At 31.6% G+C, this 14,158-nt stretch carries 16 protein-coding genes; 15 read left to right on the top strand and 1 reads right to left on the bottom strand.

The annotated features are described in order from the left end of the window. Nucleotides 1-93: 93 nt before the first annotated feature. The 15 genes from HNR52_RS06355 (at nt 94) to pfkB (ending at nt 13,654) form a co-directional block, all read left to right on the top strand. Nucleotides 94-1,596: a peptidase propeptide domain-containing protein gene (locus HNR52_RS06355; RefSeq protein ID WP_435620016.1), complete on the top strand. Its 1,503-nt coding sequence runs from the start codon at nt 94-96 to the stop codon at nt 1,594-1,596. Nucleotides 1,597-1,607: 11 nt separating this feature from the next. Further along, complete coding sequence (locus HNR52_RS06350) at nt 1,608-1,754, top strand: alpha/beta-type small acid-soluble spore protein (protein WP_014759292.1); 147 nt, start codon at nt 1,608-1,610, stop codon at nt 1,752-1,754. A gap of 42 nt (nt 1,755-1,796) precedes the next feature. After that, nucleotides 1,797-2,552, top strand: coding sequence for an SIR2 family NAD-dependent protein deacylase (locus tag HNR52_RS06345; RefSeq protein WP_435620015.1), 756 nt, complete (start codon nt 1,797-1,799; stop codon nt 2,550-2,552). A 76-nt stretch (nt 2,553-2,628) separates the two neighbouring features. Beyond that, nucleotides 2,629-2,832, top strand: coding sequence for a cold-shock protein (locus HNR52_RS06340; protein WP_013298441.1), 204 nt, complete (start codon nt 2,629-2,631; stop codon nt 2,830-2,832). A gap of 127 nt (nt 2,833-2,959) precedes the next feature. Beyond that, complete coding sequence (locus HNR52_RS06335) at nt 2,960-5,713, top strand: sigma-54-dependent transcriptional regulator (protein WP_435620014.1); 2,754 nt, start codon at nt 2,960-2,962, stop codon at nt 5,711-5,713. Between the two features lie 63 nt (nt 5,714-5,776). Continuing rightward, nucleotides 5,777-6,187 carry a PTS sugar transporter subunit IIA gene (locus tag HNR52_RS06330; RefSeq protein ID WP_435620013.1) on the top strand — a complete coding sequence of 137 codons (411 nt, stop codon included), beginning with the start codon at nt 5,777-5,779 and terminating at the stop codon, nt 6,185-6,187. Nucleotides 6,188-6,200: 13 nt separating this feature from the next. Then, on the top strand, nt 6,201-6,683 hold the full coding sequence (locus HNR52_RS06325) for a PTS sugar transporter subunit IIB (protein ID WP_333510739.1): 483 nt from the start codon (nt 6,201-6,203) through the stop codon (nt 6,681-6,683). A gap of 3 nt (nt 6,684-6,686) precedes the next feature. Next, nucleotides 6,687-8,342, top strand: coding sequence for a mannose/fructose/sorbose PTS transporter subunit IID (locus HNR52_RS06320; protein WP_435620012.1), 1,656 nt, complete (start codon nt 6,687-6,689; stop codon nt 8,340-8,342). 190 nt (nt 8,343-8,532) lie between these two features. Further along, nucleotides 8,533-9,006 (top strand): PTS galactosamine transporter subunit IIB, encoded by a 474-nt coding sequence (agaB, locus tag HNR52_RS06315; protein ID WP_435620011.1) that lies wholly within the window; start codon nt 8,533-8,535, stop codon nt 9,004-9,006. 14 nt (nt 9,007-9,020) lie between these two features. Beyond that, entirely contained in the window at nt 9,021-9,815 is a 795-nt protein-coding gene (gene agaC / locus HNR52_RS06310) for a PTS galactosamine transporter subunit IIC (RefSeq protein WP_435620010.1), read from the top strand. Continuing rightward, nucleotides 9,802-10,602 (top strand): PTS galactosamine transporter subunit IID, encoded by an 801-nt coding sequence (gene agaD / locus HNR52_RS06305; RefSeq protein WP_435620009.1) that lies wholly within the window; start codon nt 9,802-9,804, stop codon nt 10,600-10,602. The genes agaC and agaD overlap by 14 nt, the downstream gene beginning before the upstream one ends. Further along, nucleotides 10,589-11,041: a PTS sugar transporter subunit IIA domain-containing protein gene (locus HNR52_RS06300; RefSeq protein WP_435620008.1), complete on the top strand. Its 453-nt coding sequence runs from the start codon at nt 10,589-10,591 to the stop codon at nt 11,039-11,041. Before agaD ends, HNR52_RS06300 begins: the two co-directional genes overlap by 14 nt. Nucleotides 11,042-11,227: 186 nt before the next feature. Beyond that, the gene (locus HNR52_RS06295; protein WP_435620007.1) at nt 11,228-11,869 is read left to right on the top strand and encodes an HAD family hydrolase; all 642 of its coding nucleotides are present in this window, start codon (nt 11,228-11,230) and stop codon (nt 11,867-11,869) included. Nucleotides 11,870-11,873: 4 nt separating this feature from the next. Continuing rightward, nucleotides 11,874-12,728 carry a class II fructose-1,6-bisphosphate aldolase gene (fba, locus tag HNR52_RS06290; RefSeq protein WP_435620006.1) on the top strand — a complete coding sequence of 285 codons (855 nt, stop codon included), beginning with the start codon at nt 11,874-11,876 and terminating at the stop codon, nt 12,726-12,728. Next, entirely contained in the window at nt 12,725-13,654 is a 930-nt protein-coding gene (gene pfkB, locus HNR52_RS06285) for a 1-phosphofructokinase (protein WP_435620005.1), read from the top strand. The genes fba and pfkB overlap by 4 nt, the downstream gene beginning before the upstream one ends. 162 nt (nt 13,655-13,816) lie before the next feature. Here pfkB and HNR52_RS06280 read toward each other — a convergent pair. Next, nucleotides 13,817-14,158 (bottom strand): transposase (locus HNR52_RS06280; RefSeq protein ID WP_435620004.1); only part of this gene is annotated, 342 nt, incomplete at its 5' end.

The following is a 14,158-nucleotide window of genomic DNA, read 5'->3' as shown; positions in this document are numbered from 1 at the left end:
TAACCGGATTTTTTTGTGTTAAAAAAAGGATTTTTTAAAAATACATAGAATACTATATATGGTAATATTTTACTTAATGGAGGTATTCTATGTATGATTAAAAGGATTTTTCTTTTAACTTTGACGTTGCTAATTGCATTTAGCTTAAATGCTTTTTCATTTGGTTTTCCCGGCGATACTCAAAATCAAGATTACTTAAAATTGTTAAAAGATAAGATGCCATTTATAAGTGATATGTCGGTAGATCAAATCAGAAAAAATAGCGATGGATCTATCCAAATAAACATGAAAAGCGAAGGCGATACCTACAAAACCCTTGATGCTGTATTAGACAATAATGGAAACATCAAAAGCGTAGATTATTACGTTGATCAAATGAAATATTTATTTGGCAAAAGTAGTGAATCGAAAATAAGCAGAGATGAGGCTATAATCATAGGCAAAAAACTTTTGGAAAATGTTTTTGGAGAAAAATTTGATTATGTATCTGAGATCAATGATTCAATGTATATTGATGATGTTTTGGAAAGACCAATAATTTATAAATTTCGTTACAAGAATTTAGTTGATGATATACCGGTTTACAATATAGATGCTTATGTTTACATTGACTCTGAAAGTGGCGATATATTGAAATTAAAGGGGCAGCGCGTAGATGAACTATCTTTTGATAAAAATATAAAGATGATTGACAATGTTGGCGCGTTAAATGTGTTTAACAGCAAGTTTAATCCCATTCTTGTGTATTTGAAAAACAACAACGATAATTTTCCTAAATATCGGCTGTACTATGCTTTAAGCATCGATTATAATCTCGTTGGTATAGACGCAGTAAATGGTGATTTGGCAGATTTTAATGGTAATATGCTATATGATGATGTTTTAAAGATTAAATGTGATGCCAATGATTTTAAAAAATCGTATAGCATAGTAGCTAACGATGAGGCATTGAAAATAGCAATGAATGAATTGAATAACTTTCACATAAAAGATATTAAAGTATTAGACAGCAAGACAATTGAAAGGTATTTTCTTACTAAAAGAGAAACATATACATTTAATATGAATCATACTGATAAAAGCCTAATAGCCAATGCAAATATAGCAGTCGACAAAGAGACAGGAAATATAATAAGCGAGAACGTAGATATTTCTGATGATGATGGGTTATTTGATACGTATGGCAATTTGGACAGAATAATCGGTTTTACAAAGGAAATTTTAAGAGAAAAAGATTGTAATTTGGATCTTCTAAAGAAACCTGCCATAGAAGATGATGATTATACATACGTATTTTATCGAGTTTACAATGGTGCAATAGTTTTGGATAATTATGTGAGAATTAAAACAGATAAAAACGGCAAAATAATAAATGTCTCATTAAATTGGGATGAGGCCGATAAACCATCAAAAGCAGACATTTTGAATGAAAGTATTGCAAGAAACATATTAATAGATGAGAAACCATCTCTTTATTATTTGTATACAAGCAAATATGGACTTATGCCAATATACCGTTTGCCTACGATGGATTTAATAGTGGATGCGTTGACTAAACAAAAAATATCCATAAATGAATTCGAAAAAGGATATTAGGAGATGATACGATGGATGAAAAATTAAAGATAGAGGCGGCTAAAGAGTTGGGGCTATTAGATAAGGTACATAAGGTAGGATGGTCGAATTTGACAGCACAAGAAACAGGGAAGATTGGAGCCATTGTGAAAAAGAAAAAATATAAATCGGCCATGTAAAATTTTTGTTGTGGTGGTATACTTGTATTTGAGGTGAGACAAATGGGTCAAGAGGATGTATATGAAAAAGTTGCAAGGTTGATAGAGAATTCTAAAAAAACTGTTGTACTGACAGGTGCTGGAATATCTACAGAAAGCGGCATTCCTGATTTCAGAAGTCCAGGAACTGGACTTTGGGAAAAGATGGACCCTATGGAAGCACTGTCAACAAGAGTTTTATACAATGACCCTAAAAAGTTTTACGACAATGGTTTTAAAATTTTGCTGTCCATGAAAGATGCAAAGCCAAACAAAGCACACTATATATTGGCGCAACTGGAGAAGGATGGGTTTATATCCAGTGTAATTACTCAAAACATCGATAATTTGCACCAAAAAGCAGGATCGAAGAAAGTATACGAAGTACACGGCCAGACGAGGACAGGAAGTTGCACAAATTGTGGTACAGTGGTACCAATTGATTTGCTGGAGGTCAAAGTGTCTAATGGGGAAATCCCGCCTAAATGCGACAAATGCAATGGGATTTTAAGGCCAGATGTTGTAATGTTTGGAGATCAGATGCCTGAAGATTTTGAAAAGGCATGGCATGAGGCTGAAAACAGCGATTTGATGATAGTCATTGGTTCATCGCTTACTGTATCACCTGTAAACTTTCTTCCCGGACTATCAAAGCATCTCGTTATAATAAATAAGTCAGAGACACCTGAAGATAGAAGGGCAGATGCAATTATAAGAGAATCGGCAGGCGAAGCTTTAAGCAAAATCGTAAGATATTTAAAGGCGGCACAACAAGGCTAAAATTCATTTGACAATGTATATGTTTCAGTGCTATTATAAAGAAGTAAATTATTTATCACGTTTGGAGGAAGATATAATGGTAAGAGGTAAAGTAAAATGGTTCAATGCTGAGAAAGGTTATGGCTTCATAGAGAGAGAAGGAGGCTCAGACGTATTCGTTCATTACTCAGCAATTGAACAGGATGGTTTTAAGACATTAGAAGAAGGTCAGGAAGTTGAGTTTGATATAGTGGAGGCTGAAAAAGGGCCACAAGCCGCTAACGTTAAAAAAGTTTCCTAATGGATAAAATCAACCCTAACAGCAATGTTAGGGTTTTGAAATATAGATGAGAATATATGGTTAATTTAAGAAATATTAGTATTGATTATAAAAACGTTTTATTGCAATTTAAGGGTGGTTGAGGTTAATGAAAAATAAAGAAAAAATTTTTATTGAGTTGAAAAACCTGTCAAATGACCTTGATATAACAAAAAAAAGAGGTTTGACTGCAGAAGAGATTGCTGATAAGTTAAATATCAAAAGGAATGTTGTCAGCCATTTTTTAAATGAATTGCATAAAGAAGGTAAAGTTGTTAAGATAAATACGAGGCCAGTTTATTTTATAGATAAAGAGTTTTATGAGAAACAGTCGAATTTGTTTAGAAATAAAATTTCTGATTCTGAATCACCTATAAAGATAAAAAGTGATGATCCTTTTATGAAATTAATTGGATATAATGGAAGCCTTAAGGAACAGATTAAACTCTGTAAATCTGCAGCATCTTATCCGCCAAATGGTTTACCTATTTTACTGATTGGTCATACAGGTGTTGGGAAAAGTTTTATTGCGCAGCTTATATATGAATATGCAAAATCAATAAATGCTGTGGAAAAAAATGCGCCTTATATTATATTTAATTGCGCAGAATATGCCAACAATCCGGAATTATTATCGGCTAATTTATTTGGTTATGTAAAAGGTGCTTTTACTGGAGCCGACAAAGATAAAAGTGGACTTTTAGAAGAAGCTAATGGTGGATATCTCTTTTTGGATGAAGTTCATAGATTACCGCCGGAAGGTCAAGAAAAATTATTTTTGTTTTTGGATAAAGGTTTATTTAGGAGGTTAGGTGAGACAGGTAATTGGAGGACGTCAAAAGTCAGATTTATATTTGCGACAACTGAAGATCCTGAACAAACTTTAATAAAAACTTTCCTAAGAAGGATACCCCTTGTTGTTAATATTCCATCACTTAGTGATAGACCTTTACATGAGAGATTACAATTAATATATAATTTTTACAAAAATGAAGCAAAAAACCTTGAAATGGATATATTAATAAGTAAACAAGTTTTAAACGCATTAGTTAAGACAAATATTTCAGGCAATATAGGCAAAATGATAAATGTCATAAAATATAGCTGTGCTCAGGCATATAGTCAAATATCGAGGAATAAAATTAGTATATTACGAATTCATTTATATGATTTGCCAAGAGATCTACAGTATAATGCTGAGGACTTTCTAAAAGACAGTTTACAATTTAACGGTATGTTTATATCTCATAATAAAATAGATAAATATTTTGTTGATGATGTGGAAAATGATAAGAATATAAATGAAATAACAGAAAAGATATTAGATTTGTTTGCTAAATTTAAAAACGAAAATTTAAATATAGATAAGGTAAAAAATGAATCCTTGATGTATTTGAATCAACTTTCTGACATTGTTGTTTTTGGTAATAGTGAGAATCAAAATTTTGCAGACTCATTGTTGTTTAATACTATAAAAAGTGTAATAGACAATGTTTTAAATGTTATTGAAAATAATTATGGAATAAAATATTACGGTAATACTAGTATTGTATTAGCGCATTTTACCAATAAATTATTAGAGAATGTATCTATAAAATATGCTTCTAAAGTTGAAATTGTAGTAAATATTCTAAAGAATGTTTTCCCTAAAGAATTTATAATTGCTAATAAGATGATTGAACTTATCGAAGTTAATCTGGATGCTAAACTCGAGAAAATAGCTATTATTTATTTTACACTTTATATAAAAAGTATAAATAAAAATGATAATATAAACGTGATAAATTCGATAATAATTGCACATGGTTATTCAACTGCAAGCAGTATAGCAAGCGTTGCGAATAGACTTTTAGGACATTTTATCTTTGAAGCCTTTGATATGCCAATAGATATGTCAACACAAGATATTATGTTAAAGGTGGAAAGTTATTTAAAAAATATCGATACTTCAAAAGGTATTATTATATTAGTTGATATGGGCTCGCTAGAAGATATATACAAGTCTTTGATTAATGTAGTAGATGGAGATATAGGTATTATAAACAACATTACAACTCAACTGGCGCTGGATGTAGGTAACAGAATTATACAGGGACAATCTTTAGAACAAATTGTTGTAGAGTCTGTTAAGAAAAATAATAGCAGTTACAAATATATAAAATCAAATAAAAACAAAAAGACCGGTATTATAACAACATGTATGACTGGAATAGGAACGGCTGTAAAGATAAAAGATCTTTTGTATGAATGCTTAGCAAATGATGGCATTGAAATAATTGCATATGATTATGATAGGCTTAAAGGCAATGGATTTAAAGATGAGATATTCAAAAATTACAATGTAAAGCTTATAATAGGGACGGCTGATCCTGGAATAAAAGAGGTTCCATATCTGTCTTTGGAGGATTTGATTGCAGGGCGCGGAGATTTTATACTTAATAAAGTATTAAAAGATTTAACTGATGATAGAACTATAGAGCAGATTAATCAAGCTATAGTTAAGCTTTTTTCACTTCAAAATGTATTGAATTATTTAACTATATTAAATCCTGATAAAATAATTGATCAAGTTGAAAAAGCTATTTCAGATTTGGAATTAAGTTTGGGATTTAAATTTTCAAATGATTTAAAGATAGGGTTGTATATACACATAAGTTGTCTTATTGAAAGGCTAATTATGAAAGATCCAATTATGTCTTACAGTAATTTAAATGAGTTTGAAAAGTGTCATAGACAGTTTATAGATTTGATTAATTCTAGCTTTAGTGTCATAAAAGATATCTACAAAGTTCAAATACCAACGTCGGAAATAGGTTTTATATATGATATAATACATCAGAAGATTAATGATCTGGCTATTTAAAAATAACAAGGTATGGCACAACTTTTGCAATTTATTGTCTAAGAGGAGGTAAAAAATTAAAAAATGGTTGGAATAATTTTGGTATCACATGGGCCGTATGCTGAAGCATTATATGAATCACTAAAAATGATATATGGTGAGCAAGAAAAAGTTGAAGCGATTAATTTCACGATTGGAGAAAGTATAGATGATCTTAAAAAAAAGATAAATTTAGCAAAAAAAAGATTACAAACCGAAGAAATATTAATATTTGCTGACATAATAGGAGGCAGTCCGTATAATGTAAGTTCATTGGAGATAGATGACAAAGTTAATGTCATAACAGGTTTCAATATGCCTATGATTTTGGAAATTTTGTCAAAGAGAAATGAAAGATTATCAGTTGTATCAGATATTGCTAAAAATGCGGGCAAAAATGGAATAGTGGATGTTCATGAGAAATTATCTGAGAGACTTAACAAGCTTTGCGATTAGGAGGAATAACAAGATGTTGAAAGTGGTTCGCCTTGATGAGAGATTAGTGCATGGACAGGTAGTAAATAATTGGTGTTCAAGTGAAGCTATAACTGAAATAATTGTAGTTGACAAAAATGTAGTAAAAGATGAAATACGCAAAACTTTCATCGAGATGGCAGTTCCTGAAGACATAGAAGTGCTGTTTTGTGATGTTGATAGTGCTATCAAAATATATGAAGAAGAAAGCAAATATGAGAACTTGATGATTATATTTAGTAATCCTTTTGAAATATTAGAATTTTTGGACAAAGGAGGGAAAATAAATAGAATTAATATTGGCGGGCTGCCATATAAAAATGGTAAAAAACGTATAACTACCGCTGTGTATTTAAATGAGAATGAAATTGATGTTTTAAAAGAAATAGCTAAAAAAAATGTTTCTTTAGATGTAAGGATGCTTCCAAATGATAGAAGTATTAATATATTGACATTAATACAATCTAAGGAGGAATGACGATTGACAATAACAAAATTTATATTGTTATTTATTGTCACGTCAATTTCGGGAATAGGAGCTGCAGCAGAAGAATTTCAAACACATAGACCTTTGATTTCATCTACTTTAGTGGGTTTAGCTCTTGGTGATCTAAAAACAGGAATTATAGTTGGGGCTTCTATGGAGTTGATAGCGTTAGGGTGGATGACAATTGGTGCATCTGTTCCACCTGATCCTGCTATTGCAGGCACTATAGCTGCTGTAATGGCTATTATAGGAAAACAAAATATTGGCGTGGCTATAAGTATAGCTGTTCCAGTTGCGGTTGCTGGACAAGTGTTACAAATTGCTCAAAAAAGTACAATTGACGTATTTATAATGCATTTAGCAGATAAATATGCGGAAAAAGGTAGTACAAAAGGTGTAACTGCAATGCATTTTTTGACTGCGATACCTAGTGCATTAAGAGTCTCGATACCGTCTTTAATGGTAGCTTATTTTGCTAATGCGTCTAATGTAAGGGCTTTATTAGATAATCTACCAAAATCAATTACAATTGGCTTGCAAGTTTCTTCTGGTTTTTTAGTTGTAGTTGGTTATGCTATGATTATGGAATTATTAAATGCTAATGAATTACTGCCATTTTTCTTTATTGGATTTTTGACTATGACTTTTACTAAAATGACTTTAGTTGGATTAGCAATTATGGGAGCTAGTTTTGCAGCAATTTTTTATTTTTATTTCATAAAAGATGAAAATAAAAACGCACATAGAAATAAAAGAAGTAGAATTATAAATAATATAGCTGATGATATTGATAATGAAAAAAATGATGAAGCAATTATTAAAGATGAATCATTAAAGATAGGGCATAAAGATCTTTTAAAGATATTCTGGAGAATGCAATTCTATCAAATATCATGGAATTATGAAAGAATGCAAAATTTATGTTATTGCTACAGTATAATTCCTGTATTGAAAAAATTATATAAAACAAAAGAAAAATTATCAGAGGCTTTAAAGAGGCATATGGAATATTTTAACACCCATCAATTTACCGTGCCGATAATTTTAGGATTAAATGCTGCAATGGAAGAAGCTTTAGCGAACGAAGAAAAAATTAATGATGAAGCTATTACAGGAATAAAAATAGCTTTAATGGGACCGTTAGCGGGTTTAGGAGATCCAATATTCTGGGGAATATTTAGACCGATGATTGCAGCCATAGGTGCAGGAATAGGTCTCAGTGGAAGTTTATTAGGACCTTTAATATTTTTTGTAGTTATAAACTCGGTGCGATTAGTTATGCGATATTATGGATTAATGATTCCTTATTATAAAGGTATAAATATGATTGCGTCTATGAAAGAAATATTGCCTAAAATAATGAAGACAGTTGCTGTTTTAGCTTATGTTGTAATGGGTGGATTGGTAGCTAAATGGACGATAATCAATATACCAATCAAATTATATTCCTATTCAACTGAGGGCAAAATGTTTGTTGTTACGGCACAACAACAGTTAGATACTATAATGCCTAATTTATTACCACTTATATTAACTTTTTTAATATATTGGCTTCTTAAAAGAAAAGTTCCTGCAATATTTTGTATTATTGGACTTATGATTTTAGGGATTATAGGTTATAATTTAGGCTTTTTAGGGTTAGCTTCGTAGATTTATAGATATAGTGTAATTGACAGTTTACGTAATGACCGATTTAGGAAATATAGTGTAACAAGTTATTTATAAAATTAAGATTATTTACTGTAAAGAACGATGAAAAAGCATGTCTAGCAGTTTTACACTGCTTGGCATGCTTTTTGCACTATATAAAGTTAAATCTTTGAAAGAGAGGGGGGTAGAGATGCCAGTACCAAATATTTTATTAGTACGTATAGACAATAGGCTGGTTCATGGTCAAGTAGGTGTTACATGGACTACATCTTTAGGTGCAAATTTGATTGTTGTTGTTGATGATGAAGTCGCAAAAGATCCACTTCAACAAGAATTAATGGCTGTTACTGCTCAAGCGTCAGGTGTTGGAATTAGATTTTTTTCAGTGGATCAAACAATAAATATAATCCATAAAGCAGCACCAACTCAAAAGATATTTATTGTTTGTAAAACACCTGAAATAGTCAGAAAATTAATTGACGGTGGTGTACCAATAAAAGAGGTAAATGTAGGTAATATGCATTTTTCACAAGGCAAACGCCAAATCAGCAAAAAAGTTTATGTAGATGATAAAGACCTGGATGAATTACATTATATTAAGAAAAAGGGAGTAAATCTTTATATACAGGATGTTCCTAGTGACAGAAAAGAATATATTGATTGAGGAGGTAATGATTTATGCATAGTATTACATTAGTACAAGGTTTACTGCTGGCAATCTTAGCAATTATAGTTGGTATCGATTTTTGGCTGGAAGCATTATTTTTGTTTAGGCCAATTATAGTAGGAACACTGACAGGATTAATACTTGGCGATCCACAGACAGGATTAATTGCAGGTGGTCTTACTGAATTAGCCTTTGCTGGATTAACTCCTGCGGGTGGAACACAACCACCTAATCCTATTTTAGCAGGAATAATGACAACTGTCATTGCGTATACTACAGGAACTGATCCAAAAACAGCGATTGGATTAGCATTACCGTTTAGCTTTTTAATGCAGTATATAATATTATTTTATTATTCGAGCTTTTCATTCTTTATGCCAAAAGCTGATAAATATGCTGAAGAAGCAAATACCAGTGGTCTTGTTAAATTAAATATTTTGACAACGGCAATTGTTGCAATCAGTTATGGGGTAGTCGTATTTTTAAGTGTTTATGTCGCTCAGGATTTGATGAAAATACTAGTTAAATCTATGCCTGTATGGTTAGGACATGGTTTTGAAATAGCGGGTGGCATATTGCCGGCTGTTGGATTTGGAATGCTTCTAAAAGTTATGATGAAAGGTCAATATGTACCATATTTCATTATAGGATTTTTTATAGCATCTTTCATACCTTTTTCAAATTTGCTTCCAGTGGCTGTAATTGGTGCAGCTTTAGCAATATATGAATATTTTAATTCAAAGAATAAATTAGTCAAAAATGAAATGATGGCAATGAATGGAGATGATTATAATGAAGGAATCTAAAAAAGTATTGACTAAGAAAGACATAACTAAACTGGGACTTTTATCTTCTTTTCTGCAAGCTAGCTTTAACTATGAAAGAATGCAAGCTGGCGGATTTACAGTTGCACAATTGCCTTTTTTGAAGAAGATTTACAAGAACGATAAAAAAGGTCTATCAGAAGCAATGACGGACGATTTGGAATTTATAAACACACATCCAAATTTTGTAGGATTTTTAATGGGATTGCTTTTATCTTTGGAGGAAAATCATGAAGATAGAGCTATCATTAAGGGTTTGAAAGTCGCTTTATTTGGACCACTGGCTGGAATTGGAGATGCAATATTTTGGTTTACAATTTTGCCGATAGTTGCTGGTATTTGTTCTTCATTTGCTATGCAGGGAAATGCATTAGGCCCAATATTGTTTTTCTCTGTATATTTGACAATATTTTTACTTAGGATAGTATGGACACATTTAGGCTATAATTTAGGCACAAAAGCGATTGATTTAATTAAGACTAATTCACAAATTATTTCTAAAGCTGCATCAATATTAGGCATAACTGTCATCGGAGGTTTAATAGCATCTTATGTTCACATAAATGTTGTAAGTAAGATTGCTATAAATGCTAAACATGCTGTATCTTTACAGACAGATTTTTTTGACAAAATTTTTCCTAATATATTGCCATTAGGGTATACGCTGTTGATATTTTATCTTCTAAAAAAGAAAAATGTAAGTCCGGTAATACTTATTTTAACGACATTTATACTAGCTATCTTACTATCATTTATTGGAGTTTTATAATATGAAGAAAAATATCATATTAATTGGGCATGGAAATTATGCAACAGGCATGAAAAGTTCGATAGATTTGATAGCTGGTATAAATAGTCATTTATTTGCTATAGATTTTACAGAAAATGATTCTGATATAACTTTAAAAGAAAAGATACACAATGTGATAGATGAGATTATTGATCAGCCAATATTATTTGTTTGCGATATCGCAGGAGGAACTCCATTTAAAGTGGTTGCCAGCATTGCTAATTTTAATGACAATATGGAATTGGTAGCAGGATGCAATTTAAGCTCGTTGTTAGAAGCGATATTTCAAAATGACACATTGAGTTTAGATGAACTAGCTGAATTTATTGTTAATGCTAGTAAAAATTCAACAATTCGATTTAAAAAAATTGCAGTAAGTCAAGTGAAAAATGTTCAAGAAATAGAAGATGGAATTTGATTTAGGAATGTTTAGGAATGGGAGCAGGGCAATAGATATTTTAGAACCTCTGCTCCTAAATAACTTCATTAAATTTTGTAAAATTTCCAGTAAATTTTTATTTGGATACGTAAAAGATGCTAAATAAAATGATTTATAGTCATATTTTAATATATAAATTTGATGATTTTGATTGGAAGTGATTACATGCATCAAAAAAAATGTGTATTATTTGATGTTGATGGAACATTAGTAGACACTGAGAAAGTTACTATTGAAGCGTTAAAGATAACTATGAAAGAACTTTACAACAGAGATTACAGCAAGAATGAACTGAATTTTGCTGTAGGACTTCCTGGTAAGCATACTCTACACAAACTTGACATTGAGAATATTGATGCAACACTTAGAGTTTGGAATGAACAAATTCGAAAATTTATAAATGAAGTGAGGATATACCCTCAAATAGAAGAGACTCTTAATTCCTTAAAAAATAAAAATATTAAATTAGGAATTGTTACTTCAAGATATGGTTTTGAAGTAAAAGAAGACATTATGCTGAATGAAATTTTACATCATTTTGATTTAATAGTGACATATGATGAAAGCTTAAGGCCAAAACCATATCCTGATCAATTGTTAAAAGCATTAAAAGAGCTTAATAAAAATCCAGATGAAGCGGTATATGTTGGTGATACAAATTATGATTACGGATGTGCGAAAAGCTGTAATGTGGATTTTTTGCTGGCTAATTGGGGAGAAGTCGATCGAAGAGATAATTTCGATGATAAAAATATAAAAATATGCAATAAACCATTAGATTTATTGGATTATATTATAGGGGGTTAGATGAATGGCATTAGTCAATACAAAGAAAATGCTGGATGACGCAAAATTAAATGGATATGCAGTAGGTGCGTTTAACATACACAACCTCGAAACATTAAAAGCTGTTGTAAAAGCTACGTATGAGATGAATTCACCGTTAATTTTACAGACAACACCAGGTACAATTAAGCATGCAGGAGAAGACTATATAGCAGCAATTGCAAAAGTGGCATCTGAGAAATATGACATACCAATAGCATTACATTTAGACCACGGAAATTCTTTTGATATTGTTGTAAGATGCTTAAGAGCAGGTTACACTTCGGTTATGTTTGATGGGTCAATGCTTCCTTACGAGCAAAATGTTGCTGCTACCAAAAAAGTAGTTGAAATAGCTCATGCAGCAGGCGTTTCTGTAGAAGCAGAGCTTGGCAACATAGTAGGTGTGGAAGACGATATGTACGTAAATGAAGACACAAATGCATTTACAGATCCCAAAATGGCTGTAGATTTTGTAGAAGAGACGGGAGTTGACTCACTGGCTATAGCAATTGGGACAGCACATGGCCTATACAAAGGAGAAGTAAGACTTGACTTTGACAGATTAAAAGAAATAAGAAGCTTGATATATATTCCGTTAGTACTTCATGGTGCATCAGGTGTGCCCGATAATTTAGTAAGGAAGGCAATAGAGCTTGGTATAAACAAATTAAACATAGCAACAGAACTAAAGATTCCTTTTGCAAATGCAATAAAAGAGGTATTCAAAAATAACCCTAGCGAAAGTGATCCAAGGAAATACCTTGCACCCGGTGAGAAAATTGTAGAAGAAGTGGTAAAAGAAAAAATAAAGCTTTTTGGCTGTGGTGGTAAAGCATGATATTGACAGTTACGTTAAATCCCTCAGTCGACAGAAGTTATAGGGTTGACAATTTTCAGATTGATAAGATTTTTAGAGCTCAGGAAGAAAACAGCGAAGCAGGCGGTAAGGGACTAAATGTTACGAAAGTCATAAGAACATTAGGAGAGGATGTAAAAGCAACAGGATTTTTAGGTGGTAAAGCGGGAGAATTCATAGAAAGTGAGCTTAAAAAAATAGGTGTTGATTGCAACTTTATAAAAATAGATGGTGAAACCCGTACATGCATAGCAATATTGGATCCAATATTTAATACTCAAACGGAAATTTTAGAAAGAGGTCCTAAGATATCTCAAGAATATATAGAAAAATTTTTAGAAAGTTTTTATGAATTGTCCAGAATCTGCAATATTATAACAGCATCGGGAAGTGTACCGTCCGGTGTACCGGAAGATATTTACGTAGAATTAATAAACATTGCCAGAAAAAACGGGGCCAAATTCATTTTGGATACAAGTGGTGAATATCTCACAAATGGAATTAAGGCAAAACCTTTTATGATTAAGCCAAATAAGGAAGAGTTAGAGAAATTGCTAAATAGAGAGATCAAAGACATCCAAGATATTAAAAGAGCGATATTAGATCTCAATCAGACAGGAATAGAGGTTGTATCGGTTTCCCTAGGTAGTGAAGGTTCCGTAATTTCATGCAGTGATGGAGTGTTTAGGCTTAGGCCACCTAAAATAAAAGCGTTAAGTCCCGTAGGCTCAGGTGATTCATATGTAGCAGGCATGACTGTAGGAATTAAAAGAGAGCTTAGCTTGATTGATTCTGCAATTCTAGAAACTGCGTGTGGAACGGTAAATGCCATGTATTACAAGACAGGATATGTTACTATAGAAGAAGTAGATTATATAAAAAATAAAGTTTATGTAGAAAAAATTTAATATTAATTTGGATTAGACCAGCTAGTAAAAGTCAATAGGTTTTAAAAAGAAATTTAAAATTTTTTACGTTGTAAAAAAGGGTATAGCAAACAAACTCAATTAAGAGCCGAACTTTGAAAACTTAATATAGTTAATAGCTATTTCCAAGTATAGTGCAAGACTTTAAGCAGCTTTATGAATGTTCTGATATTGTTGTTTGTGTTCATCAGGTGTCTTTAATACAAAAGGCTTATTATCCCTTAGAACAGCAAATACAATATCTGAAATCTTGTGCATAACAGCTCCAAGAGCTACTTTTTTAGGTTTTGATTCCTTCTTTTTCTGGTAATAATCATAAAGTACAGGATTTATTGCTATACCATTTCTTTTAACTCTTACAGAAGCTAAAGCAATGGCATAGAGAACACGTCTAGCAATTTTAGAACCTCTTTTGGACATTTTATTGTCATTACCTTTAAAATGTCCAGATTCATTAACAGAAGGATCTACACCAAAATATGCAAA

The sequence above is a fragment of the Thermoanaerobacterium thermosulfurigenes genome, from assembly GCF_051201035.1.
Classification (GTDB): domain Bacteria; phylum Bacillota; class Thermoanaerobacteria; order Thermoanaerobacterales; family Thermoanaerobacteraceae; genus Thermoanaerobacterium; species Thermoanaerobacterium thermosulfurigenes.
The sequence above is the reverse complement of the archived record's forward strand: the minus strand, read 5'-3'. Positions and strand labels throughout refer to the sequence as shown.